Below are 24,429 nucleotides of genomic sequence, written 5' to 3'. Positions count from 1 at the left end.
TATGCCTTTCACCCTCAGCGGTTTTTGCGAGTACCGCGAAGAGATTCGCAAAAGCCGCTTTAACACCTTCGCCACGCCGATCGGCAGCCCTGCCGACGCGCAGGCGTTTTTCGAGCAGTACAGCGATCTGAACGCCTCGCACAATTGCTGGGCGTGGAAACTCGGCGATCAATACCGCAGCAATGACGACGGCGAACCGGGCGGCACGGCCGGGCGCCCGATTCTGGCGGCGATTGAAGCGCAGGATTGTGACCAGGTCGCAGTGCTGGTGATTCGTTGGTACGGCGGCATTCAACTCGGCACGGGCGGTTTGGCCCGGGCGTATGGCGGTGGCGCGAACAAGTGCCTGCAGACCGCGGCCAAAATCGAATTGATCAGCCGGGTGCCGTTGAGCTGTGCTTGCGGGTTTGCCGAGTTGGCGCTGGTGAAGTTGCGGCTGGCCGATCTGGGTGGATTGGTTGTCGAAGAAAACTTCACGGCAAACGGCGTTGAGTTGAAGTTGGCGGTGGGTGAGGCGCAGATCGATGTCTTGCAAACCCAGCTAGCTGATTTGAGCCGTGGGCGGATTTTGCTTCAACGATAAAAGATCAAAAGATCGTCCGATCGCGGCCCGAGCGTTCAGCAGCTCCTACATTTGAAATGCGCTCCCCTGTTGGAGCTGCCGAAGGCTGCGATCTTTTGGGGCGATCCCGAATTTCCTTATTCCACAGAGTTGCCCACATCGGCTGTGCACCCGACTGTGGATAACCTGAGCACATTCCGCTGTAACCCTTCTGTCACGTGGCTTTGCGCGGTTTGTTCACTTTTCGTTCAATTCATCCGACGAAACGAAATTTTCAAACATAAACAGTCAGTTAGCGCGGTTTATCACCATTAGAAGAAAGCACCGCAGTGCTTATGCCCGGGTTTGCAGCTTGCGCACAATAACTGTGGAACAAGCTGTGGATAACCCGTTCATGGCTGGCGCAGTCGCTGGATCCATCTAGCCCCCAAGGGATTGCTCGTTTTTTGATCATATCGCGACGGGCAAAACTGGCGCCCGAGCAACGGCTTTGCTCTGAATTGGTGCCATCGTCGTACGTGATTCGGCCTTCAATGCTCTATACCGAGTGCTGCCCCACGCGGCCCGCTCGCGTTCCTGACTCAATGGCCAGGAAATTGCTTTATCCACAGGCACAACTCCAAGCAAGTCGAGCCTGTCATGCCAATTGCTTCCAACACCCCGCGCCTGCAACTGCGCCACATCAGCAAACGCTACCCCGGTTGTCTGGCCAACGATGCCATCGACCTGAGCATCACGCCCGGTGAAATTCACGCCCTGCTCGGTGAAAACGGTGCGGGCAAAAGTACGTTGATGAAGATCATCTACGGCGTCACCCAGGCCGACACCGGCGAGATGCTTTGGCAAGGTCAGCCGGTGAATATCCGCAACCCGGCGCAGGCGCGGCAGTTGGGGATTGGCATGGTATTCCAGCATTTCTCACTGTTCGAAACCCTCAGCGTGGCGCAAAACATTGCTTTGGCGATGGGCGCAGCAGCCGGCACGCCGAAACAACTGGAACCGAAAATTCGTGAAGTGTCGCGCCGTTATGGCATGGCGCTGGAGCCGGAGCGACTTGTCCACAGCCTGTCGATCGGCGAGCGGCAACGGGTGGAGATCATTCGTTGCCTGATGCAGGACATTCGCCTGCTGATTCTCGACGAGCCGACCTCGGTGCTGACGCCGCAAGAGGCCGACGAATTGTTTATCACCCTGCGCCGCCTCGCCGCCGAAGGCTGCAGCATTCTGTTTATCAGCCACAAACTCGCTGAAGTGCGCGCGTTGTGCCACAGCGCGACGGTTCTGCGCGGTGGGCGCGTGGCCGGACATTGCCTGCCAGCGGAGTGCTCGGATCAGCAATTGGCGCAGATGATGGTCGGCGAAGCGGCGGCGTTGATTGGCGACTATCCGAAGGTCAGCGGCGGCGCGGCGTTTTTGCAGGTGAAGGGCTTGAGTTGGCACAACCCGGATCCGTTCGGCTGCTCGCTGACTGACATTGATGTGCAAGTGCGCAGCGGCGAAATTGTCGGCATCGCCGGGGTCGCTGGTAATGGCCAGGATGAGTTGCTGGCACTGCTCAGCGGCGAGCAAACCTTGCCTCGGGCGCAAGCCGCGACCATTCGATTCGCCGAGCAACACGTCGCCGATTTGCGCCCGGATGCCCGCCGCAAACTGGGCCTGGCTTTCGTCCCCGCCGAACGCCTCGGGCATGGCGCGGTGCCGGAATTGAGTCTGGCGGACAACGCCCTGCTGACGGCTTTCCAACAAGGCTTGGTCAGCAACGGGCTAATCCAGCGCGGTAAAGTCGAAGCCCTCGCCCAACAGATCATTCAGCGCTTCGGTGTAAAAACCCCGGACACACAAACCGCCGCGCGCAGTCTGTCCGGCGGCAATCTGCAGAAATTCATCCTCGGCCGGGAAATCCTCCAGCAACCGAAACTGCTGATCGCCGCGCACCCGACCTGGGGCGTCGACGTTGGCGCCGCCGCGACCATTCACCGTGCGCTGATCGCGCTGCGCGATGCCGGCGCGGCGATTCTGGTGATCTCCGAAGACCTCGACGAATTGTTCCAGATCAGCGACCGCCTCGGCGCGCTGTGCGGTGGACGTTTGTCGGCACTGCAAGACACCAGCAAGACACAACTCAGCGACGTCGGCGGCTGGATGGCCGGCCAGTTCGACCACGCCCCTTCAGCCGCCACGGTTTAACGGAGTTATACACATGCTGCTTTCCCTCGAACCCCGTGGCCAGCAATCGCGCCTGATGCTGTGGTGCTCGCCGTTACTGGCGGCGGCGCTGACGCTCGGTTGCGGCTCGCTGCTGTTTATCGCCCTTGGTCATGATCCGCTGCAAACCTTGCACACGCTGCTGATCGCACCGGTCAGCGATTTGTATGGTGTCTCTGAATTGTTGGTCAAGGCGCTGCCGATTCTGCTCTGCGCACTGGGCTTGGCAGTGGCCTATCAGGCGCGAATCTGGAACATCGGCGCCGAAGGTCAATTGCTCCTCGGCGCACTCGCCGGCAGTGCCTTGGCGGTGAACATCATCGACCTGCAAAGCCGCTGGGCGCTGGTGTTGATTCTGCTCACCGGCACCCTCGCCGGCGCGGCATGGGCCGGGCTGACTGCGTGGTTGCGCACACGCTTCAACGCCAACGAAATCCTCACCAGCATCATGCTCAATTACATCGCGCTGAATCTGCTGCTGTTCTGCGTGCACGGGCCGCTGAAGGATCCCGCCGGGTTCAACTTTCCCGAATCGGCGATGTTCGGCGATGCCAGCCGTTTGCCGTTGTTGATGGAGGATGGCCGCGTGCACGCCGGGGTGTATTTCGCCTTGCTCGCACTGGTCGCGGTGTGGGTGTTGTTGCAGAAAAGCTTTGTCGGTTTCCAGATCAAAGTACTCGGGCTGGACAAGCGCGCGGCGGGGTTCGTCGGCTTTCGCGAGAAGCGGCTGATCTGGCTGGCGCTGTTGATCAGTGGCGGCTTGGCCGGGCTCGCGGGTGTCTGCGAGGTCACCGGACCGATTGGCCAATTGGTGCCGCAGGTGTCGCCGGGATACGGCTACGCGGCAATCACCGTGGCGTTTCTCGGACGCCTCAATCCGATCGGGATTCTGTTTTCCAGCCTGTTGATGGCGCTGCTGTATATCGGCGGCGAGAGCGCGCAAATGACCCTGAATCTGCCGCAGGCGATCACCCAGTTGTTTCAGGGAATGATGCTGTTTTTCCTGCTCGCCAGTGACGTGCTGATTCTCTATCGGCCACGCCTGAACCTGCGTTGGGTGAAGCGCACTTCGACCACTGCCGTAACCGCCGGAGCGCTGTGATGGATATCGATCTGTTGAGCAATATTTTCTACGCCATGGTGCGTTGCGGCACGCCGTTGTTGCTGGTGGCGCTGGGGGAATTGATCTGCGAGAAGAGCGGCGTGCTCAACCTCGGGCAGGAAGGGATGATGCTGTTTGGCGCGGTGATCGGTTTTATCGTCGCGCTCAACAGCGGCAACCTGTGGCTCGGCGTGTTGCTGGCGATGCTGGCCGGGATGTTGTTGTCGTCGCTGTTTGCGCTAGTGGCGTTGGTGTTCAACGCCAATCAGGTGGCGACCGGGTTGGCGCTGACGATTTTTGGTGTCGGGCTGTCGACCTTTGTCGGCGCAGCTTGGGTCGGTAAACCACTGGCCGGTTTTGAGCCGTTGGCGATTCCTTATCTGAGTGAGATTCCGCTGATCGGGCGGATGCTGTTTGCTCAGGATTTGCTGGTGTACCTGTCGTTCGTGCTGTTTGCGCTGGTGGCGTGGGTGATCATCAAAAGTCGTGTCGGGTTGATCATTCAAGCGGTCGGCGAGAATCCGGATGCGGCCAGTGCGATGGGCTTGCCGGTGTTGACCGTGCGCACGTTGGCGGTGCTGTTTGGCGGGGCGATGGCCGGGCTGGCCGGAGCGTATTTGTCGCTGGCGTACACGCCAATGTGGGCGGAAAACATGACCGCCGGGCGTGGCTGGATCGCCCTGGCGCTGGTGGTGTTTGCCAGTTGGCGGGTGTGGCGGTTGTTGCTCGGGGCTTATTTGTTCGGCCTCGCCAGCATCCTGCACTTGGTGGCGCAGGGGTTGGGGCTGGCGATTCCGTCGAGTCTGCTGGCGATGCTGCCGTATGTGGCGACGATTGTGGTGCTGGTGCTGTTGTCGCGGGATGCGTTGCGGACGCGGTTGTATGCGCCGGTTTCGCTTGGGCAGCCTTGGCAGTCAGGGCATTAAGAGGTGAATTCACTGCCCTCTTCGCGAGCAAGCTCGCTCCCACAGTTGACCGAGTTCACTCAGATCCCCTGTGGGAGCGAGCTTGCTCGCGAAGGCGTCCGCACAGGCAACACCTGAGCAACGCCCCACGCCAGTTCGAAGACCAGGAAAATAATCAGGATCGAACTGGCGCCATGGGCCAAGGCATATGCTTGCCAAGTCGCAAACAAAAACCGCCCCACCGCGTCATACCGTCCATAAAGCGCCTGCGGATCACGAATCCGCAGCACCGCCCACACGCACACCACCGAGCCCAGCAAATTCGCCATCAACAGGTGCACAGGCGCAAACGCCGGCAGTTCACCGGGCAAATTCAGCGCGGTCAAAAACCCATGCAAAGCGGCAAAACTCCACGGCGTGGCAAATGCCACCGTGACGATCAGGTCATACCAGGCACTGCCAAGCACCACATTGCGATACTGCGTTGAAGTCCACATCATCCATGCTCCGCAAAATTCAGGGAGCAAGCACGGTAAAGCCTGGAGTATGCTCCAGGGTCAATAGCCTTTTTGAGAGCCCGCATGCGCATCGGTGAATTAGCCCAGGCCTGCGCCGTCAGCCGTGACACTCTGCGCTTCTACGAGCAGCGTGGGCTGATAGCCGCGCAACGCCGTGCCAACGGTTACCGCGACTATCCGCCAGACATGGTGCAACTGGTGCTCTATATCAAAACCGCGCAACGCCTGGGATTTACCCTCGGCGAGATCAGTGAAAGCGTTGCCGCGCTGTGGAACGCCCCCAACCCGGACAACGCCGTGGCGCAGTTGCTGCGCGACAAACTGCAACTGATCGAAACCCGTATGCGCGAACTCGACACGCTGCGGCAAGAGTTGCAACTTCGCCTCGGTCAGGCCTGTCCATTGAATCCATGATCCTCATTCATCAAGGAAGCCCATCATGTCTGCAAAAAACGCACTGATCATCGGCGCCTCCCGGGGCCTTGGCCTCGGTCTGGTGAAAACCCTGCTGGCCGACGGCTGGCAAGTCACCGCCACCGTGCGCAATCCGCAAAACGTCGAGGCGCTGCAAGCGCTGGGCAAGGTGCGGATCGAGAAGCTCGACATGGATGACCAGCAAGCGGTGATCGCCCTGAGTCAGCAGCTCAAAGGCGAAACGTTTGACCTGCTGTTCGTCAACGCCGGGGTCAAAGGCCCGGCGGACCAGACCCCGGGCGGCGCGACACTGGCCGAAGTCGGTCAGCTGTTTTTCACCAACGCGGTGGCACCGATCAATCTGGCCCAGCGGTTTGTCGGGCAGATCCGCGATGGCAGCGGCGTGCTGGCGTTCATGAGTTCCGGGTTGGGTAGCGTGACGGTGCCGGACGCGCCGGAGTTGGCGCTGTACAAAGCGAGCAAGGCTGCGCTGAATTCGATGACCAACAGTTTTGTCACGCAACTCGGTGAGCAGAAGATGACAGTGTTGTCGCTGCATCCGGGTTGGGTGAAGACGGACATGGGTGGCGAAGGGGCTGACCTTGACGTGGATACCAGCACCCGTGGGCTGGTTGATCAGGTGAATGCGTATACCGGCAAGGGCGGGCATCACTTCATCAACTACAAGGGTGAAACGATTCCCTGGTAAGCATACAAATCCCCTGTAGGAGTGAGCCTGCTCGCGATAGCGGTGTGTCGTTCAGCAAAAGTATTGCCTGATACACCGCTATCGCGAGCAGGCTCACTCCTACAAGGGACCGTGTTGTCCTGTCGGGTCGGGCTTGCCCGATGCAGCGATTTGTTTGAAACTGCGCACCTCGTCCTCGCGGCGACCCTGGATCAGCAGACAGGGCATCACTGAGCTGGCAACCCTGAACCCCATTTTCAGAGGAGCCGGCAACATGCCCGCGACCCGTACCTGGTTAAAAAATCCCCTCGCCATTTTCACCTCCAACTCGCTCGATGCCCGTGGCGGTCTTGTTGTGCAAGACGGTGTCATTGTCGAAGTCCTCGCCGCTGGCCAACAGCCGTCGGCGCCGTGCAATGCAGTGTTCGACGCCCGTGAACATGTGATCCTGCCGGGCCTGATCAACACCCACCATCACTTCTATCAAACCCTGACTCGCGCCTGGGCGCCGGTGGTCAATCAGCCGTTGTTCCCGTGGCTGAAAACCCTGTACCCGGTCTGGGCGCGCCTGACGCCGGAAAAACTCGCGCTCGCCACCAAAGTCGCTTTGGCCGAACTGCTGCTGTCGGGCTGCACCACTGCGGCCGATCACCACTACCTGTTCCCGGATGGCTTGGAGAATGCCATCGACGTGCAAGTCGAAAGCGTTTGCGAACTGGGCATGCGCGCCATGCTCACTCGCGGTTCGATGAGCCTCGGCGAGAAGGACGGCGGCCTGCCGCCGCAGCAGACAGTGCAGGAAGGTCAGGTGATTCTCGACGACAGTCAGCGCCTGATTCACGAGTACCACGAACGTGGCGACGGCGCGCAGATCCAAATCGCTCTGGCACCGTGCTCGCCGTTCTCGGTGACCCCGGAAATCATGTCGGCCAGTGCTGAACTGGCGAACAAGCTCGACGTGCGTCTGCACACGCACTTGGCTGAAACCCTCGATGAAGAAGATTTCTGCCTGCAGCGTTTCGGCCTGCGCACCGTCGACTATCTCGACAGCGTCGGCTGGCTCGGTCCGCGCACCTGGCTGGCCCACGGCATTCACTTCAACCCGGACGAAATCGCCCGCCTCGGTCAGGCCGGTACCGGTATCTGCCATTGCCCGAGTTCGAACATGCGTCTGGCCTCCGGCATTTGCCCGAGTATCGATCTGACTGATGCCGGCGCGCTGTTTGGTCTGGGCGTCGATGGTTCGGCGTCCAACGATGCGTCGAACATGATTCTCGAAGCGCGTCAGGCGCTGTACATCCAGCGTCTGCGTTACGGCGCCGAGAAGATCACCCCGGAACGCGTGCTGGGCTGGGCGACCAAAGGTTCGGCGAGCTTGTTGGGCCGTACTGACATTGGTGAGATTGCCATGGGCAAGCAGGCGGATCTGGCGTTGTTCAAGCTCGATGAGCTGCGCTTCTCGGGTAGTCATGATCCGATTTCGGCGTTGCTGTTGTGCGGTGCTGATCGTGCGGATCGGGTGATGATTGGTGGCAAGTGGCGCGTGGTCGATGGCCAGGTTGAGGGTCTTGATCTGAAAGGCCTGATCGCCGATCACAGTCAGGCGGCGCGCCAGTTGATTGCCGGTACCTGATCCGATCACCAATCCCTGTGGGAGCGAGCTTGCTCGCGAAGGCGTCGTGTCAGTCAATATTTGAGTTGACTGATACTCCGCTTTCGCGAGCAAGCTCGCTCCCATAGTTGTTTTGTGTCGGGGCTAGAGACCGAGCAGGGACAACATGATGAACGTCGCGAACAGCACGAAGTGCGTCATGCCTTCGATGGCATTGGTCTCACCGTCATTGAGGTTGATCGCGCTGACGATCAGCGTGATGAAGATCATCACCGTCTGCACCGGCGTCATCGCCATCTGAAACGGCTGGCCGGTATACAGCGCCATCGCTTCCATCACCGGCACCGTCAAAATCACCGTCGACAGCGACGCGCCCATCGCAATGTTCACCACCGACTGCATGCGGTTGGCCAACGCTGCGCGCAACGCGGTCAAAATCTCCGGCGCTGCTGAAATCGCCGCCACCAGAATCGCCGTGATCACCGGCGGCGCGCCCGTGCCTTCCAGGCCCAGATCGAGGGTCTTCGACATCACTTCGGCCAGTGCGCCGATCACCACAATGCCAAACACCAGAATGCCGATCGACAGGCCGATGCTCGGCGCATTCGTCTGCGCGTCCTGCGGTTCTTTCTTGCGGCGTTTGTCCGGATAGCTGTAGCTGAAAAAGTAACTGTGCGGGCCGACCTGCATGCGCAGAAACAGCGCGTAAAGCACCACCATCGCGCCGATGGTGAACGCCGAATAAATCTTCCAGTTGGCCTCGGGAATAAACTCCGGCACCACCATCGACACCCCCATGGCGGTGAGGATCATCACGCTGTAGCTGCGCGCGGAATCGTCGTTATAGGACTGCTCGCCATGTTTGATCCCGCCCATCAGTGCGGCGAGGCCGAGGATGCCGTTGATGTCGAGCATCACGGCGGAATAGATCGTGTCGCGCACCAACGTGGGCGACGCTTCGTTGCTCATCATGATCGCGAGAATCACCACTTCCACCAGCACGGCCGCAAGCGTGAGGATCATCGTGCCGTAAGGATCGCCAACCTTTTCCGCGAGCAATTCGGCGTGATGGGCGACGCGCATCGAGGCGGCGACGATGAAGGCGATCAGCACCAGACCGCCGAGCAGCGCGACGATCTGGCCGCTGTGCAGCAGCCAGTGTTCCAGCGGATAGGCAACGCACGCAGCGATGACTGCCAGCAGCAGAAAGCTTTCTTGTTTGAGGATTGTGAGCATGGCGGGCCTTTTGCCGAAAGAGAGCGAATGAGCTACTGACTGCGGGGCGGCGCTAACGTTTCGTTACACCTTAGCGCACCAAGCGATGGCAGCTAGTTTCAGGCATGCACTTTTATCGGCCCTTCCGGCCCCTTCGCGAGCAAGCTCGCTCCCACATTGAAATGCGTTCACCTGTGGGAGCGAGCTTGCTCGCGAAGGTCACACTGCGGTTTCGAAGGAGTTTGTTGTCCTGTTGGTCAGCAATTTGCATTGGCCCTGACCACACACAACAAAATGGAGTTCGAGTTCATGCAAATACGTCCGCTGCACAAACTGCTGTGCGCCGCCCTCGGTCTGGGAATCAGTCTGAGCGCCAGCGCTGCCGATCCGCTCAAGGTCGGTTTCGTCTATATCGGCCCGATCGGTGACCACGGCTGGACGTATCAGCATGAGCAGGGGCGCAAGGCCCTCGCGGAAAAATTCGGCAATCAGATCACCACCAACTATGTGGAGAACGTCGCCGAGGGCGCCGACGCCGAGCGGGTGATCCGCAACATGGCCAAGGATAAATACGACCTGATCTTCACCACTTCCTTCGGCTACATGAACCCCACCGTCAAAGTCGCCAAGCAGTTTCCCAAGGTGACCTTCGAACACGCCACCGGCTACAAACAGGACAAAAACCTCGGCACCTATCTGGCGCGTACGTACGAGGGTCGCTACGTCGGTGGTTTCCTCGCGGCGAAGATGACCAAGACCAAGAAGATCGGTTACGTCGCTTCGTTCCCGATCCCGGAAGTGATCCGCGACATCAACGCCATCCAGCTGGCGCTGAACAAGTACAACCCCGGCACCGAGATCAAAGTGGTGTGGGTCAACTCCTGGTTCGACCCGGGCAAGGAAGCCGATGCGGCCAACGCGCTGATCGATCAAGGCGTCGACGTGGTGTTCCAGCACACCGACAGCCCGGCGCCGATTCAGGCCGCCGAACGTCGTGGTGTGTATGCGGTGGGGTATGCCTCGGACATGGCCCACTTCGGGCCGAAAGCGGTGCTGACTTCGATCGTCAACGACTGGGCGCCGCATTACATTCAGGCGACGCAGAGCGTGATCGATCACAGCTGGAAACCTCAGGATTACTGGGGTGGGTTGAAGGAAGGCACGGTTGAACTGCCGATCAGCGACCTGGTACCGGCACCGGTGAAAGCCGAGGCCGAGCAGATCATTGCCGACATCAAGAGCGGCGCGTTGCAGCCGTTTACCGGGCCGATCAAGGATCAGGCCGGCGTCGAGAAAATCCCCGCAGGCGTAAGCGCGACGAATGCGCAACTGGCGTCGATGAATTATTACGTTGAAGGCATGAAGGCCGAGATGCCGAAGTAATCCCCCTGACCCCGATCGTTCCCACGCTCTGCGTGGGAATGCCGCCCGGGACGCTCCGCGTCCCTGCCAAAAGCGGACGCAGAGCGTCCATTGAGGCATTCCCACGCGGAGCGTGGGAACGATCACAATAGAGAATGCGAAATGGATCAGCTTCCGATCATTGATATCAGCCCGCTCTATAGCGACGACGAAAACGCCTGGCCCGCCGTGGCCGGGCAAATCGACCAAGCCTGCCGCGACTGGGGCTTCTTCTACATCAAGGGTCATCCGATTTCAGCGCAGCGCATCGACGCGGTGTTCGATCAGACTCAGCGTTTTTTTGCCCTGCCCGCAGCAGAAAAACTCAAGATCGACATCACCCAGACCCGCCACCATCGTGGCTACGGCGCCATCGCCACCGAGCAACTCGACCCGAGCAAACCCAGCGACCTCAAAGAAACCTTCGACATGGGCCTGCACCTGCCGGCCAACCATCCCGATGTGCTCGCCGAAAAACCGTTGCGCGGTCCTAACCGGCATCCATCGCAAACGGGTTGGGAAACCTTGATGGAGCAGCATTACCTCGACATGCAGGCACTCGCGCAAACCCTGCTGCGCGCGATGACCATCGCCCTGAACATCGAACGCGATTTCTTCGACAGCCGTTTCAACGACCCCGTCAGCGTGCTGCGCATGATCCATTACCCACCGCGCCACACTGCCAGCTCCGCCGAGCAGCAAGGTGCCGGCGCGCACACTGATTACGGCTGCATCACCCTGCTCTATCAGGACAGTGCCGGCGGCTTGCAAGTGAAAAACGTCAAAGGCGAATGGATCGATGCACCGCCCATCGACGGCACCTTCGTGGTCAACCTCGGCGACATGATGGCGCGCTGGAGCAACGACCGTTATCGCTCGACCCCGCACCGGGTGATCAGCCCGCTCGGCGTGGATCGCTACTCGATGCCGTTCTTCGCCGAGCCGCATCCGGACACCCGCATCGAATGCCTGCCGGGTTGTCAGGACGCAGAGCATCCGGCGAAATATCCGACGACCACCTGCGCCGAATTCCTGCTGTCACGCTTCGCCGATACCTACGCCTATCGCCGCGAGCAAGAAGCCGTGTGATGGATCGCTTGGTCAGGTTTTGCCAATTGTTTCGGCGAGCATCTGTAGAATGCCGTCATTGCACCTGATGAGAAAAGAATATGTACGACTGGCTCAACGCCTTGCCCAAGGCTGAACTGCACCTGCATCTGGAAGGCTCGCTGGAGCCTGAGCTGCTGTTCGCCCTGGCCGAGCGCAACAAGATCGCCCTGCCGTGGAACGACGTGGAAACTCTGCGCAAGGCTTACGCCTTCAACAACCTGCAGGAATTCCTCGACCTGTATTACCAGGGCGCCGACGTATTGCGCACCTCGCAGGACTTCTACGACCTGACTTGGGCCTACCTATTGCGTTGCAAAGCGCAGAACGTGATTCACACCGAACCGTTCTTCGACCCGCAGACCCACACCGACCGGGGTATCCCGTTCGAAGTGGTGCTCAACGGCATCGCCGCGGCACTCAAGGATGGCGAGCAGCAACTGGGCATCACCAGCGGTTTGATCCTCAGCTTCCTGCGCCACCTCAGCGAAGAAGAAGCCGAGAAAACTCTCGACCAGGCACTGCCATTCCGTGACGCGTTTGTCGCGGTCGGCCTCGACAGCTCCGAGATGGGCCACCCGCCGAGCAAGTTCCAGCGCGTTTTCGACCGTGCCCGCCACGAAGGCTTCCTGACCGTTGCCCACGCTGGCGAAGAAGGCCCGCCGGAGTACATCTGGGAAGCCATCGACCTGCTGAAGATCCAGCGTATCGACCATGGCGTGCGCGCCATCGAAGACGAGCGCCTGATGCAGCGGATCATCGACGAGCAGATTCCGCTGACCGTGTGCCCGCTGTCGAACACCAAACTCTGCGTGTTCGATCACATGTCGCAGCACAACATCCTCGACATGCTCGAGCGTGGCGTGAAGGTCACGGTGAACTCCGATGATCCGGCGTACTTCGGTGGTTACGTGACTGAAAACTTCTACGCGCTGCATGAACACTTGGGCATGACCCAGGATCAGGCCAAGCGTTTGGCGCAGAACAGCCTGGATGCGCGACTGGTAAAACCCTAAGCAACACCGAATAACCTTTGTAGGAGTGAGCCTGCTCGCGATAGCGGAGTGTCAGACACCGATGTGTTACCTGACAGACCGCTATCGCGAGCAGGCTCACTCCTACATTGGATCGGTGTTAGCCGATGGATTGGGTTTCAGTCAGCTCTTCCAGAGTTTTCCCTCGCGTCTCCATCCCGAACAGCCACACCACCCCCGCCGCAATCGCAAAGCACGCCGCGCCCAGCGCAAACACCCCGCCCTGCCCGGTAATCGGGAACACCAGTCCGGTCACCAACGGCCCGAGCAGCGAACCGACGCGGCCAATCGCCGAGGCGAAGCCCGAGCCGGTCGCCCGCGCCGACGTCGGATAAAGCTCCGGCGTATAGGTGTAGAGCACCGCCCACATGCCGAACAGGAAAAACTGCATCAGCAACCCGGTGCCGATCAGCAGCGCCACGTTACCGCCAAACACCGCGCTCTGCCCATACAGGAACGCCATTACACCTCCGCCGAGCAACGTCACGATGCATACCGGTTTGCGCCCCCAGCGCTCAACCAGCCATGCGGCCATGAGAAACCCGGGAATCCCGCCCAGGGAAATCAGCACCGTGTAATACACCGACTGCGTCACCGCGAAACCCGACTGTTGCAACAGCGCACTGAGCCACGACGTCAGCCCGTAAAAGCCGAGCAGCGCAAAGAACCACAGACTCCAGAGCATCGTCGTGCGCTGGCGATACTGCGGCGACCAGATCTGTTTCAGCGCCGCAAAGAAGTTGCCCGGCGGCGTCACGGTACGCGGCAATCGAATCGGTTCCGGCAACGCGGCACCGCCGAGCGACGAACGCACCCGCGCCTCGATGCCGTTCAACACCTTATCCGCAGCGTCATCGCGCCCGGCCTGCTCCAGCCAGCGCGGTGACTCGGGAATGAAAAACCTGATCGCCAGTACGAACACCGCCGGCACCGCCAAGACCAGAAAGATGTCGCGCCAGCCAATCAGCGGCAGCAGAAAGTAGGACAGCACGCCGGCAGCAACGAAGCCGAGAGGCCAGAAGCCGTCCATCAACGCGATGTAACGTCCGCGGCGCTGCGCTGGAATCAGCTCGGACAGCATCGACTGGGCGATCGGAAACTCCATGCCCATACCGATCCCCAACAGGATGCGGAACAGCGTCAGCGTCTCGACCGTTTGCGCTGTCGAGCACAGATAACTGGCCACGCCCCACAGCACGATGCTCCACTGAAACACCGGTTTGCGCCCGAAGCGATCGGCGAGCATGCCGGACAGCGACGCCCCCAGCACCATGCCGAAAAAACTCGAGCTGGCGAGCAACCCCGCTTGCGCACTGCTCAGACCGAACTCGGCTTTGATCGAGCCGAGCAGGAAGGTCATCATCGCCAGATCCATGGAATCGAAGAAAAACGCCAAGGCGATGATGATGAAAATGATCCGGTGATAACCGCTGATCGGCAGTCGTTCCAGACGTTCTGCCGCGCTGTAGCCGTGAGTCTCCATGCCACCTCCCCCATCCGAAAAATATCCCCGGATCGAGTGTGCTTGATCGCGAAACGGCGTTCGTGCTGGATACGACCTGTTCGCAGTCGCGGGCGACGCCAGAAGCGCTTACGCAGTTCCGGCCGTCGATTGCGAGTGCTCTACAACGCCATTTCCAGCTCGGTCTCCTTGGCGAAACGGTGAAGTTCCCGTTGGCCGGTGGCGGTCAATTGCAAAGCTCTCGAGTCGTTGGGCAGGGTCAGCCAGCCGGACTGCATGAACAACTGCAATAACGCGGCGCCGAGTGATCCCCCCATGTGCGGACGACGTTCGCTCCAGTCTGGACAAGCACACGCCACCTGCACGTTGCGATGGGCCAGCGCCTGAATGAACACGCCACGTCCAGCCAACAGTTTCGAACCCTTGTGGGTCACCACGACGCGTTGTTCAAGCTGTTCGATCCAGCCGGCATCGAGCAAGCGCTGATACAGGTCCGCCGCCAGCGTACCGCCGAGGTGGTCATCGCAAAAACGCGCGCGCAACAATGAGGACGGCGCGGTTTGCGGTTTGGCCATGGGGGTGGTGCGTTTGAAGACCTCGGGAATTTCCCGTGGAGCACTGGCAATGGTGGCGCTGGCCAATGCTTCTATCGCAGCACCGACCTCCGGTGCCGAGAGACGGAAAAAGCGTTTGCGACCACGGACTTCGACCTTCAACAGACCACCCGTGGATAGCCGCGCCAGATGCGCACTGGCCGACGATGGCGACAGCCCTGCCAGTAGCGCAAGCTCCTCGGTTTGCCGGGCCGAGCCATCCATCAACGCCCACATCATCGCGCTGCGCTTGGGGTCGGCCAGCAACGTGGCGATCTGGCTGATGCAAGGTGCATGTTCCATGTGTTCACTCCCTGTTGAATCGTATCGTCTACTGCTCGGAGACATCTTGGCCGGTAATGAGTCATCGGCCAAGACGCGAAAATCGCCATGAACCGGGGCGAGGCAAGCCGCTGACGCAGCCTGCTCCGGCACAGAACCCGCAGCAGTTGCGCGACCGTCACTCGAAGACTGGCGACGCGGTGCGAGGGTCTCCGGGCCGGGGTGTCGGTGCTGGCATGAGGCGGGCGCTAGTATAAGCGGGTTAGCCCGCGCGTCCTGCGCCGGGGCCTGCGCAGGTGGTGATTGTTCCTGACAGAAATTTCTCTATTTACCTGCGACTAATGATCAACTTCCGAAAAAGCGGGAAATTGACTACTCACTTCAGCGCATCGGCTGGCGAGCATTTCCCTCAGAAGGTTCACCGGCTTACTCAATTGGGCGCGATGGGCGCACAACAAATTCAGCGGTGCGCGCTCACAAAGCAGCTCTGGCAGCAGCACTTTGAGCCGCCCGGCGAGCACATCGGCGCCCACGTCCAGCCACGACTTGTAGGCAATTCCGGCGCCGGCCACCGCCCACAGACGCACAACGTCGGCGTCATCGCTGAAACGGTCACCACTGACGGTCAGACCAACTTCACGTTTACCGTCATGAAAACTCCAATGGTCATGCACCCGGCTGCCGAGCATGTACAGCAGGCAGTTGTGCTGAGCCAGTTGTTCGAGCTGGCGCGGTTCGCCGTGTCGGGCCAGATACGCCGGGGAGGCGCACAGCACACGGCGGTTGTGCGGGGCGATAGGCAAAGCAACCAGACTCGAGTCCTCCGGCTCGCCGTAACGCAAAGCGATGTCCACGGGTTGGCGGAACAGGTCGGCGATGCGATCGCCGAGCAGCAAGCGCACGGTCAGCTTCGGATGCTCGCGCTGGAACTCGTCGAGCCACGGCAGCAACAGGTTGCGGCCGAAGTCCGAAGGCGCCGACAACTGCAGGACACCACTGACCTGATCTTGTCCGCTGGCCAGCAAGCGCCGGCCTTCATCAAGGTTGCTCAGCGCCGCCCGCGCGTATTCGAGAAAGCCGTCGCCCTCGGCTGTCAGGCGCAGACTGCGGGTCGAGCGCGCGAGCAAGCGCACACCGAGCTGCTGTTCGATCCGTTTCAACGCCGCACTCGCCACGGCAGCGGACATGTCCATCACCCGCGCGGCTGCCGACAGACTGCCCAGATCCGCCGCCCGGACAAACAACTGCAAGTCGTCAAAACGCAGCATGCTCAGCCTCGATTATCAAAAAAATATTGAAAGAGACTGCTCTTTTAGCCGGTTTTATCTCGCAGAGAAATAGCCAATCATCTCTCCATCGCATTCATCCCGCTTCTCTGGAGCCGAGCATGTCCCAGCCCTTCACCGCTATCGCCACCCTGACCGCCAAACCCGGCCAACAGGATCTTCTCGAACAAGGCCTGCGCGCCCTGGTTGAACCGAGCCGCGCCGAAGACGGTTGCAGCCAGTACGACTTGCACCGCGACCTCGCTGATCCGCAGGTGTTTTATGTGATCGAACACTGGGCCAGCGAAGCGATTCTTGAGGCGCACAACGCCAGCGCGCATTTCCAGCATTTCCAGGCCAGCGCCGGCCACGCCATCGAGCACTTCCAGCTCAAGCGCCTCGGCGCGATTGTCTGATCCCTTCTTCTATTACCCGTACGGAGCCACTCATGAAAGCCATCGCCTATTACGCTTCCCTGCCGATCAACGACGCCAAGTCCCTGCAAGACATCGAACTGCCAGAACCGGTCGCCGGCCCGCGCGACGTGCTGGTGGAAGTCAAAGCCATTTCGGTCAACCCGGTCGACACCAAAGTGCGGCAGAACGCGGCACCGGAAAACGGCGCGGCGAAAGTGCTGGGTTGGGACGTTGCCGGTGTGGTCAAGGCTGTCGGCAGCGAAGTGACGTTGTTCAAGGCCGGCGACAAGGTTTTCTACGCCGGCTCCATCGCCCGTGCCGGCGGCAACAGTGAACTGCACGTGGTGGATGAGCGCATCGTCGGCCATATGCCGAAATCCCTCGGTTTTGCCGAAGCCGCCGCACTGCCGCTGACCGCGATCACCGCATGGGAGTTGTTGTTCGAGCGCCTGCAAATCCGCGAAGGCAATACCGATGAAGGCCAGAGCCTGCTGATCGTCGGTGCCGCCGGCGGGGTTGGCTCGATCCTGACGCAATTGGCCGGGCAACTGACCGGCCTGAAGGTGATCGGCACCGCGTCCCGCGAGCAAACCCGCGATTGGGTCAAAGAACTGGGCACCGACCTGGTCATCGATCACAGCCAGCCGCTGAGCGAAGAACTCAAGCGCGCCGGGATCGACAGCGTGACCCACGTCGCCAGCCTGACCCAGACCGACCAGCACCTGGATCAACTGGTCGAAGCGCTGGCGCCGCAAGGCAAACTGGCGTTGATCGACGATCCGAAGTCGCTGGACGTGAGCAAGCTCAAGCGCAAGAGCCTGTCGCTGCACTGGGAGTTCATGTACACCCGCTCGCTGTTCGAGACGCCAGACATGATCGAGCAGCACAAACTGCTCAACCGCGTGGCGGATCTGATTGATGCCGGGACGTTGAAGACCACGGTGGGCGAGCATTTCGGCACGATCAACGCAGCGAACCTGCGTCGCGCCCATGAGCTGCTGGAAAGTGGCAAAGCCAAGGGCAAAATTGTTTTAGAAGGTTTCTAAAAAACCGCACAGCGCAGCTTTCGCCGAACCTAGAGCGGTCGGCGGGGCTGCGCTGTTTTTTGCCGTCAGTCCGATGCTTGACCCTTGTCACAATTGCGATCGTATTCAGGTCTACAATCGAAGCCTCTGCGATACATCTTTTACGCAAGGGAGGTCAGCAATGAAGATCCTGATAAAAGAAGTGGCAAAGTCTCAATGGCAGGTTCGTCTGGACCAACACGCCGTGACATTCCGCAGTGAAGCCGAAGCACTGGCCTTCACCCGCACCCTCGAAGCGCGACTGTGCGCACCCCATCAGATTCCCGACCGCAGCCAGCAGCGCGCCGCCGGCTGAGGTATTTATGCCTCGGCCTGAGCTTGCGCCAGTGCCCGGGCATTCTGCAGACGGCGGGTGAGCAGCGCCACGCACACCACCAGCAAACCGCACAGGCTGATGACCATGGCCATCGGCACGGCGGTGCCGTCGTGCAACACCCCCACCAGTGCCGAAGCGCCGGCGGCGACACTGAATTGCATGCAACCGAGCAACGCCGAAGCACTGCCGGCCCGTGCGCCCTGCCCGTTCATCGCGCAAGCGGCGGCGTTCGGGCTGATGCAACCCAGGCTCGACACGCAGATGAACAGTGGAATCAGCAGCGGCCACAAGGACTCTGTGTGCATTGCGCTGACCGCGAGCAGCGTCAGCCCAGCGGCGAAGTAAACCCATACCGCCCGCGACAGCAGGAATGCCGGGCCGCGCTTGGCCAACATCCGCGCGTTGACCTGCGCGACCAAAATGAACCCCGCCGCGTTGGTGCCGAACAGCCAGCCGAAATGCTCGGCCGGCACGCCATACAGTTTAATGAAGATAAACGGCGAACCGGCGATGTAGGCAAACATCCCGGCGATGGCGATGCCGCCGGTCAGGGCGTGGCCGAGGTAAACCCGGTCCTTGAGCAAGCGCCCGTACTGACGCAGCGCGCCGGACAACGGCTGACGCGGCATGTGCGCCGGCATACTTTCCGGCAGCCCCAGCGCCACGGCCAACCCGGCCAATGCGCTGAAGCCGGTCAGCACCAGGAAAATCGACTGCCAACCCGTGGTGTTGACCAGCAGACCGCCGAGCATCGGCGCCAGAATCGGCGCCAGGCCCATCACCAGCATCAATTGCGAAAAGACTTTCGCCGAACCGACTGCGTCGCACTTGTCGCTGACTACCGCCCGGGAGATCACCATCCCCGCGCAACCGCCCAACGCCTGGACAAAACGCGCACCGATCAACCATTCCAGGTTCGGCGCGTAAGCACAGGCCAGCGACGCCAGAGTGAACAGCGTCAGACCAACGAGCAACGGAATACGTCGGCCGAAGCGATCCGCCACCGGGCCGTAAGCCAGTTGGCCGATGGACAACCCGGCGAAATACGCCGCCAGCGTCATCTGCACGTGTTTCTCGTCGGTGCCGAACGCCAGCGCCATCGAGGGAAAGGCAGGTAAATAGAAGTCGATCGCCAAGGGCCCGAAGGCGGTCAAGGCACCGAGAATCAGAATGGTACGGAAGTTCATCAGGCATCCAGGTTGGCAAGTCGGCAGCCCGACAGTCTAGCCGCGCCCGAACGCCTTGAACATTCCGATAGCTCGCTAACGATCAAATTCAGACGAGCTTCACCTCATATCCTTCCTCGCGGATCGCTTCGATGACCTGATCAGCACTCATGGCGCTTTCGACGCCGACCTCTTTAGCCGCCAGATCAACCCGCACACTGGCCGCTGGATCCTTGGCCTGCACGGCGTTGGTGATGGCTTTGACGCAGTGACCGCAGGACATGCCTTGAACGTTGAACACTTGCATGGAATGACTCCTTTGAGTGAGGTTGCCGGCAGTCTCGAGCTTGCCACGATGGCAAGGTCAAGTTCTTCAATAAACTGCCGGGCTGGCAATCGGCGTCGCGCTCGGCCAAGCTGCGTACATCAATGACTCGATTCAGGAGATTCAGCCATGCGCTGGTCAGCTTTCAGCCTGTTTGGCTTTCTCAGCCTCTTTGCCGCCGTCCCTCAAGTGCAAGCTGCTGGCGAGGATTATGCGGTGCTGATTATTTCCCGCGAGCGCCTGGAAGTGTCGACTTCTTGCGAGATCGGCGTGTACATCCAGGATCAGCTTTCGGCGCGGCTGCTGCAGGAGCAAAGCATTTCCTTCAACTTGCCGCCGGGCACTGTTTCGCTGCGCTTGAAGTTGCTGCCGGGACAGGTCGCCGGTTGTAACCCGGGGATGCTCGCGCCGGGGTCGCAGGAGATCAAATTGCATGCCGGTGATGTGTTGAAGTATCGGTTGGCGATGAATTCGGAAGGCGTCTACTTGAAGCGCGCCGATCTCGAATACTAAGTAAATCCCAATTGTGGGAGCGAGCCTGCTCGCGAATACGGTGTGTCATTCAGCGATGATGTTGACTGACCCGCCGCTTTCGCGAGCAGGCTCGCTCCCACAGCTTGTTTTGCGGCGCGTCAAAGATTGGCGCTTGACCTTGCCCGCATGGCAAGGTTGATCCTTGTAGGCATCTACTACAGGGAGTACGACCGATGTCCGATTCCATCACGTTCGATCTGCCGATTGCCGGCATGACCTGCGCCAGTTGTGCCGGGCGTGTCGAGCGGGCCTTGAGCAAAGTCAGCGGTGCCAGTGCCGTCAGCGTCAACCTCGCCACCGAGCAGGCCCGCGTACAGGCGCCCGGCGACAGTCTGCCGGCCTTGATGGCAGCAGTTGAGCGCGCCGGTTACAGCGTGCCGCAGCAGACTATCGAATTGAATATCGAAGGCATGACCTGCGCCTCCTGCGTCGGCCGCGTCGAGCGAGCGCTGAACAAAGTGCCGGGCGTCAAAAGCGTCAGCGTCAACCTGGCCAACGAACGCGCACACCTCGAATTGCTCGGTCAGGTCGACCCGCAAACGCTGCTTGAGGCCGTGAGCAAGGCCGGTTATTCGGCCAGCGTCTGGCAAGCCGAACACCCGCAAACCGATAACCAGCAACAGCGCCTCAAGCATGAACGCTGGGCGCTGATCTGCACGATTGCCCTCGCCCTGCCGCTGGTGGCGCCGATGTTGCTGCAACCGTTCGGCATCCACTGGATGCTCCCGGCCCGGGCGCAATTCGCCCTCGCCACACCGGTGCAGTTCATTTTCGGTGCACGTTTTTATGTCGCCGCGTGGAAAGCCGTGCGTGCCGGAGCGGGCAACATGGACTTGCTGGTGGCCCTCGGCACCAGCGCCGGCTACGGCTTGAGTCTTTACGAGTGGGCGACCGCCGCCGGGCGCATGCCGCATCTGTATTTCGAAGCGTCGGCGGTGGTCATTGCCTTGGTGCTGCTCGGCAAATACCTGGAGAGCCGCGCCAAACGCCAGACCGCCAGCGCCATCCGCGCGCTGGAAGCATTGCGTCCGGAACGGGCGATTCAAGTCATCGACGGTCGCGAGCAGGATGTCGCCATCAGCGCCTTGCGCCTGAACGATCTGGTGCTGGTCAAACCCGGCGAGCGTTTCCCGGTCGACGGCGAAGTCATCGAAGGCCAGAGCCACGCCGATGAAGCACTGATCAGCGGCGAAAGCCTGCCGGTACCGAAACAACCCGGAGACAAAGTCACCGGCGGCGCGATCAACGGTGAAGGCCGCTTGCTGGTGCGCACCCTGGCGCTCGGCGCAGAAACCGTGCTGGCGCGGATCATTCGTCTGGTTGAGGACGCTCAAGCCGCGAAAGCACCGATCCAGAAACTGGTGGATAAAGTCAGCCAGATCTTCGTGCCAACGGTGTTGCTGATCGCGTTGGTGACACTGATCGGCTGGTGGCTCTACGGCGCCCCCATGGAGACCGCGTTGATCAACGCCGTCGCGGTGCTGGTCATCGCCTGCCCTTGTGCGCTGGGCCTTGCCACGCCGACGGCGATCATGGCCGGCACCGGCGTGGCCGCGCGTCACGGCATTCTGATCAAGGACGCCGAAGCGCTGGAACGCGCCCATGAAGTCAGCAGTGTGGTGTTCGACAAAACCGGCACGCTGACCTCCGGCACGCCGCGCATTGCCCATTTCAGTGCAGTGGATGGTGATGAAGACACGCTGCTGAAACTGGCCGGCGCGCTGCAACGCGGCAGCGAACATCCGTTGGCCAAAGCGGTACTCGATGCCGCAGCGGAACGAGGCCTGAACGTGCCGGATGTCAGCGACAGTCAATCGCTGACCGGTCGCGGCATTGCCGGCAATCTTGAAGGCCGGCGTCTGGCGCTGGGCAATCGGCGGATGCTCGAAGAAAGTGCTTTGAACGCGGGCAACCTGAGCGAATCTGCCCAGACTTGGGAAGCCGAGGGCCGCACCCTGTCGTGGTTAATCGAGCAAAGCCCGGAACCGAAAGTGCTCGGCTTGTTCGCCTTCGGTGACACCCTGAAACCCGGTGCACTGGAAGCCGTGCAGCAGCTCGCCGCCCGCGATATCCACAGCCATCTGCTGACCGGCGACAACCGTGGCAGTGCGCGCGTGGTCGCCGAGGCCCTCGGTATCAGCAATGTCCACGCCGAAGTGCTGCCAGCGGACAAAGCCGCGACCGTCAGCGAGCTGAAAAAAACCGGCGTGGTCGCCATGGTCGGTGACGGCATCAACGACGCCTCGGCCCTCGCCGCTGCCGACATCGGTATCGCCATGGGTGGCGGCACCGACGTCGCCATGCACGCGGCGGGCATTACCCTGATGCGCGGCGATCCACGGTTGGTGCCGGCGGCACTGGAGATCAGTCGCAAGACTTATGCGAAGATCCGCCAGAACCTGTTCTGGGCCTTCGTCTATAACCTGATCGGCATTCCGCTGGCGGCGTTCGGCTTCCTCAATCCGGTGCTGGCCGGCGCGGCGATGGCGCTGTCGAGCGTCAGCGTGGTGAGCAATGCGCTACTGTTGAAAACCTGGAAACCCAAGGACCTGGAGGAACACCGATGAACATCGGCCAAGCGGCCAGACACAGTGGCCTGAGCGCGAAAATGATCCGCTATTACGAGTCGATCGGCCTGCTCAAAGCGGCGCATCGCACCGACAGCGGTTACCGGGTCTATGGCGACGATGATCTGCACACGCTGGCGTTTATCAAGCGCTCGCGGGATCTGGGCTTTTCGCTGGAGGAAGTCGGCAAACTGCTGACCCTTTGGCAGGATCGCCAACGGGCCAGCGCCGATGTGAAAGCATTGGCGCGCCAGCACATCGACGAGTTGAACCAGAAGATTCGCGAGCTCGGCGAATTACGCGACACCCTGCAAGACCTCGTCGAGCACTGCAACGGCGACCACCGCCCCGATTGCCCGATCCTCAAGGAACTGGCGTCGGGCTGCTGCGCACAATCCGCCCGCGCTTGAGCGCCAGAACTTTCACCAGCAGCAACGTACTGAGCGGAATGCCGTGGAACAGCATGACCACGGCACCCGGCGTCCACCAGGCGTAGAACGGCGCGGCGATCAGCATGCCGATACCGAACCCGGTCATTTGCAGCAAAGTCAGTACGCTAAAGATCGGCAGGCGCAATTGCTCGGGTTCACGTTGCAGACGCGACATCAGCCCGACCTCGGAAAAACCGTCACCCAACCCTGCCGGCAAGGAAAACAGCAACAGGGCATAGAGGCTGTGTTGCTGGAACATCAGGATAAAGCCGCAGGACATCAGCGCCACGCCAAAGAAAAACCGCCGTTCCAGATGGATGTTGTCCGAGCCTTTGAGACGGCTGGCGATTCGCGCACCGAGGAGCTTGCCGCTGGCCCAAACTGCGAGCATCAGCCCCAGCGTGGTACTCGCCGACTCCGGCGTGAGCAGTCTGGAGATGATCGGAAAGCCGACGTTGTGCGCGGCGCTGCCCAAAGTGTCGGCCATGGTGACCGCGAGCATCGCGGCAATCACCGGCGCAGAACGCAGGCCTTGCTTGAGCGCTGTCCATTCGCCGCGTTCCGGTGCGTCGTTGACGGTTGCGGGTGCGAACCGCAGCGGCACAATCAATAACGCGGCCAGCAAATAGGTCAGCGCATTCAGTGCGAACACCGTTTCAAAACCAAACCCCGCGACCAGCAAACCTGAAACCAGGCTGCCGCCGACCATCGCAGCGGATGAGGCCGAAGTGATCCAGGCGTTGGCCTTGAGCAGTTGATCAGCGGGGACCAGACGCGGCAACTGGCTGTTGAGGCCGATGGCAAACATCGAATTGCCCAGGCCCAGACCGAAGGCGATCACCGGCAACAGCAAGGCCTGTTGGCTGACGGGCACGATCAACAACAGACCGAGCACGCTGGCGCGCAGCAGGTCGAAGGCGATCAGCGGTGCGCGTCCGCTGCAACGACGGTAAAACGCGGTGCCGATCAGACTGGCAAAAATCCCCCCGCCGACGCGACTGGCGAGAAAGATCCCGACGCTTATTGCGCTGTTGCTCAGCAGGTAGACGTAGGTGGCCAGCGCGACCATGTTGAGGAAGGCGCCGAAATCGGAGATCAGTCGAGCGGTGACGATCAGGTGGGTGTTGCTCGGGGTGGTCACATTCAGTCCTTGAGTGTGGTTGGCGCGGTGGACAGTAGACTTGAATTTGCGGGGATCCGAAAGAGCCCTCACCCTAACCCTCT

At 60.8% G+C, this 24,429-nt stretch carries 24 protein-coding genes; 16 read left to right on the top strand and 8 right to left on the bottom strand.

The window, feature by feature from the left end:
* The first annotated feature begins 1 nt into the window (after position 1).
* The 4 genes from AB4O11_RS12000 to AB4O11_RS11985 all read left to right on the top strand — a co-directional run bounded on the left by AB4O11_RS12000 (position 2) and on the right by AB4O11_RS11985 (position 4,795).
* Complete coding sequence (locus tag AB4O11_RS12000) at positions 2–583, top strand: IMPACT family protein (RefSeq protein ID WP_186620877.1); 582 nt, start codon at positions 2–4, stop codon at positions 581–583.
* 618 nt (positions 584–1,201) lie between these two features.
* A complete protein-coding gene (locus AB4O11_RS11995) occupies positions 1,202–2,749 on the top strand; it encodes an ABC transporter ATP-binding protein (RefSeq protein ID WP_460130728.1) in 1,548 nt (515 codons plus the stop codon).
* Positions 2,750–2,762: 13 nt separating this feature from the next.
* The gene (locus AB4O11_RS11990) at positions 2,763–3,869 is read left to right on the top strand and encodes an ABC transporter permease (protein WP_093430325.1); all 1,107 of its coding nucleotides are present in this window, start codon (positions 2,763–2,765) and stop codon (positions 3,867–3,869) included.
* Entirely contained in the window at positions 3,869–4,795 is a 927-nt protein-coding gene (locus tag AB4O11_RS11985; protein ID WP_460089783.1) for an ABC transporter permease, read from the top strand. The genes AB4O11_RS11990 and AB4O11_RS11985 overlap by 1 nt, the downstream gene beginning before the upstream one ends.
* Before the next feature lie 59 nt (positions 4,796–4,854).
* Here AB4O11_RS11985 and AB4O11_RS11980 read toward each other — a convergent pair whose 3' ends face one another.
* On the bottom strand, positions 4,855–5,271 hold the full coding sequence (locus AB4O11_RS11980) for a hypothetical protein (protein WP_093430369.1): 417 nt from the start codon (positions 5,269–5,271) through the stop codon (positions 4,855–4,857).
* An 84-nt stretch (positions 5,272–5,355) separates the two neighbouring features.
* Here AB4O11_RS11980 and AB4O11_RS11975 point away from each other — a divergent pair, with 84 nt between their 5' ends.
* The 3 genes from AB4O11_RS11975 to AB4O11_RS11965 all read left to right on the top strand — a co-directional run bounded on the left by AB4O11_RS11975 (position 5,356) and on the right by AB4O11_RS11965 (position 8,027).
* Positions 5,356–5,706: a MerR family transcriptional regulator gene (locus AB4O11_RS11975; protein ID WP_099757920.1), complete on the top strand. Its 351-nt coding sequence runs from the start codon at positions 5,356–5,358 to the stop codon at positions 5,704–5,706.
* A gap of 22 nt (positions 5,707–5,728) precedes the next feature.
* The gene (locus AB4O11_RS11970) at positions 5,729–6,415 is read left to right on the top strand and encodes an SDR family oxidoreductase (protein ID WP_460131084.1); all 687 of its coding nucleotides are present in this window, start codon (positions 5,729–5,731) and stop codon (positions 6,413–6,415) included.
* 253 nt (positions 6,416–6,668) lie between these two features.
* A complete protein-coding gene (locus AB4O11_RS11965) occupies positions 6,669–8,027 on the top strand; it encodes an 8-oxoguanine deaminase (protein WP_460130726.1) in 1,359 nt (452 codons plus the stop codon).
* 123 nt (positions 8,028–8,150) lie between these two features.
* Here AB4O11_RS11965 and AB4O11_RS11960 read toward each other — a convergent pair whose 3' ends face one another.
* Positions 8,151–9,242: a calcium:cation antiporter gene (locus AB4O11_RS11960; RefSeq protein ID WP_099757917.1), complete on the bottom strand. Its 1,092-nt coding sequence runs from the start codon at positions 9,240–9,242 to the stop codon at positions 8,151–8,153.
* A gap of 288 nt (positions 9,243–9,530) precedes the next feature.
* On the opposite strand from AB4O11_RS11960, the gene AB4O11_RS11955 reads away from it, so the two are divergent.
* From AB4O11_RS11955 to AB4O11_RS11945, 3 genes are all read left to right on the top strand, one after another.
* Positions 9,531–10,604, top strand: coding sequence for a BMP family ABC transporter substrate-binding protein (locus AB4O11_RS11955; protein ID WP_099759385.1), 1,074 nt, complete (start codon positions 9,531–9,533; stop codon positions 10,602–10,604).
* A 141-nt stretch (positions 10,605–10,745) separates the two neighbouring features.
* Positions 10,746–11,711, top strand: a complete 966-nt coding sequence (locus tag AB4O11_RS11950; RefSeq protein WP_460130724.1) for an isopenicillin N synthase family dioxygenase — start codon at positions 10,746–10,748, stop codon at positions 11,709–11,711.
* Between the two features lie 80 nt (positions 11,712–11,791).
* The gene (locus AB4O11_RS11945; RefSeq protein WP_008082147.1) at positions 11,792–12,745 is read left to right on the top strand and encodes an adenosine deaminase; all 954 of its coding nucleotides are present in this window, start codon (positions 11,792–11,794) and stop codon (positions 12,743–12,745) included.
* A 118-nt stretch (positions 12,746–12,863) separates the two neighbouring features.
* On the opposite strand, the gene AB4O11_RS11940 is transcribed toward AB4O11_RS11945, so the two are convergent.
* The 3 genes from AB4O11_RS11940 to AB4O11_RS11930 form a co-directional block, all read right to left on the bottom strand.
* Positions 12,864–14,246 carry an MFS transporter gene (locus AB4O11_RS11940; protein WP_116256688.1) on the bottom strand — a complete coding sequence of 461 codons (1,383 nt, stop codon included), beginning with the start codon at positions 14,244–14,246 and terminating at the stop codon, positions 12,864–12,866.
* Between the two features lie 140 nt (positions 14,247–14,386).
* A complete protein-coding gene (locus tag AB4O11_RS11935; RefSeq protein WP_093430305.1) occupies positions 14,387–15,121 on the bottom strand; it encodes an ArsR/SmtB family transcription factor in 735 nt (244 codons plus the stop codon).
* A 317-nt stretch (positions 15,122–15,438) separates the two neighbouring features.
* Positions 15,439–16,368 carry a LysR family transcriptional regulator gene (locus AB4O11_RS11930; protein WP_460130723.1) on the bottom strand — a complete coding sequence of 310 codons (930 nt, stop codon included), beginning with the start codon at positions 16,366–16,368 and terminating at the stop codon, positions 15,439–15,441.
* Between the two features lie 119 nt (positions 16,369–16,487).
* On the opposite strand from AB4O11_RS11930, the gene AB4O11_RS11925 reads away from it, so the two are divergent.
* From AB4O11_RS11925 to AB4O11_RS11915, 3 genes are all read left to right on the top strand, one after another.
* Positions 16,488–16,781 (top strand): putative quinol monooxygenase, encoded by a 294-nt coding sequence (locus AB4O11_RS11925; protein WP_093430300.1) that lies wholly within the window; start codon positions 16,488–16,490, stop codon positions 16,779–16,781.
* A 32-nt stretch (positions 16,782–16,813) separates the two neighbouring features.
* Positions 16,814–17,827 (top strand): zinc-binding alcohol dehydrogenase family protein, encoded by a 1,014-nt coding sequence (locus tag AB4O11_RS11920; protein WP_460130722.1) that lies wholly within the window; start codon positions 16,814–16,816, stop codon positions 17,825–17,827.
* 160 nt (positions 17,828–17,987) lie between these two features.
* Positions 17,988–18,161, top strand: coding sequence for a hypothetical protein (locus AB4O11_RS11915; protein ID WP_007914687.1), 174 nt, complete (start codon positions 17,988–17,990; stop codon positions 18,159–18,161).
* 5 nt (positions 18,162–18,166) lie between these two features.
* On the opposite strand, the gene AB4O11_RS11910 is transcribed toward AB4O11_RS11915, so the two are convergent.
* Together AB4O11_RS11910 and AB4O11_RS11905 are read right to left on the bottom strand one after the other, a co-directional pair.
* Complete coding sequence (locus AB4O11_RS11910; protein ID WP_093430290.1) at positions 18,167–19,369, bottom strand: multidrug effflux MFS transporter; 1,203 nt, start codon at positions 19,367–19,369, stop codon at positions 18,167–18,169.
* A gap of 88 nt (positions 19,370–19,457) precedes the next feature.
* Complete coding sequence (locus AB4O11_RS11905) at positions 19,458–19,655, bottom strand: cation transporter (protein ID WP_007914683.1); 198 nt, start codon at positions 19,653–19,655, stop codon at positions 19,458–19,460.
* 147 nt (positions 19,656–19,802) lie between these two features.
* Between AB4O11_RS11905 and AB4O11_RS11900 the strand changes: the two genes are divergently transcribed.
* From AB4O11_RS11900 to cueR, 3 genes are all read left to right on the top strand, one after another.
* Entirely contained in the window at positions 19,803–20,186 is a 384-nt protein-coding gene (locus AB4O11_RS11900) for a hypothetical protein (RefSeq protein ID WP_093430287.1), read from the top strand.
* Between the two features lie 194 nt (positions 20,187–20,380).
* Positions 20,381–22,774 carry a copper resistance metal-translocating P1-type ATPase CueA gene (gene cueA, locus AB4O11_RS11895; protein WP_460130720.1) on the top strand — a complete coding sequence of 798 codons (2,394 nt, stop codon included), beginning with the start codon at positions 20,381–20,383 and terminating at the stop codon, positions 22,772–22,774.
* Positions 22,771–23,184: a Cu(I)-responsive transcriptional regulator gene (gene cueR, locus AB4O11_RS11890; RefSeq protein ID WP_093430285.1), complete on the top strand. Its 414-nt coding sequence runs from the start codon at positions 22,771–22,773 to the stop codon at positions 23,182–23,184. Before cueA ends, cueR begins: the two co-directional genes overlap by 4 nt.
* Here cueR and AB4O11_RS11885 read toward each other — a convergent pair.
* Positions 23,138–24,346: an MFS transporter gene (locus AB4O11_RS11885; protein WP_320335866.1), complete on the bottom strand. Its 1,209-nt coding sequence runs from the start codon at positions 24,344–24,346 to the stop codon at positions 23,138–23,140. The genes cueR and AB4O11_RS11885 overlap by 47 nt on opposite strands.
* Positions 24,347–24,429 lie beyond the last annotated feature (83 nt).

This window comes from Pseudomonas sp. H1_D05, assembly GCF_054682705.1.
The sequence above is the reverse complement of the archived record's forward strand: the minus strand, read 5'-3'. Positions and strand labels throughout refer to the sequence as shown.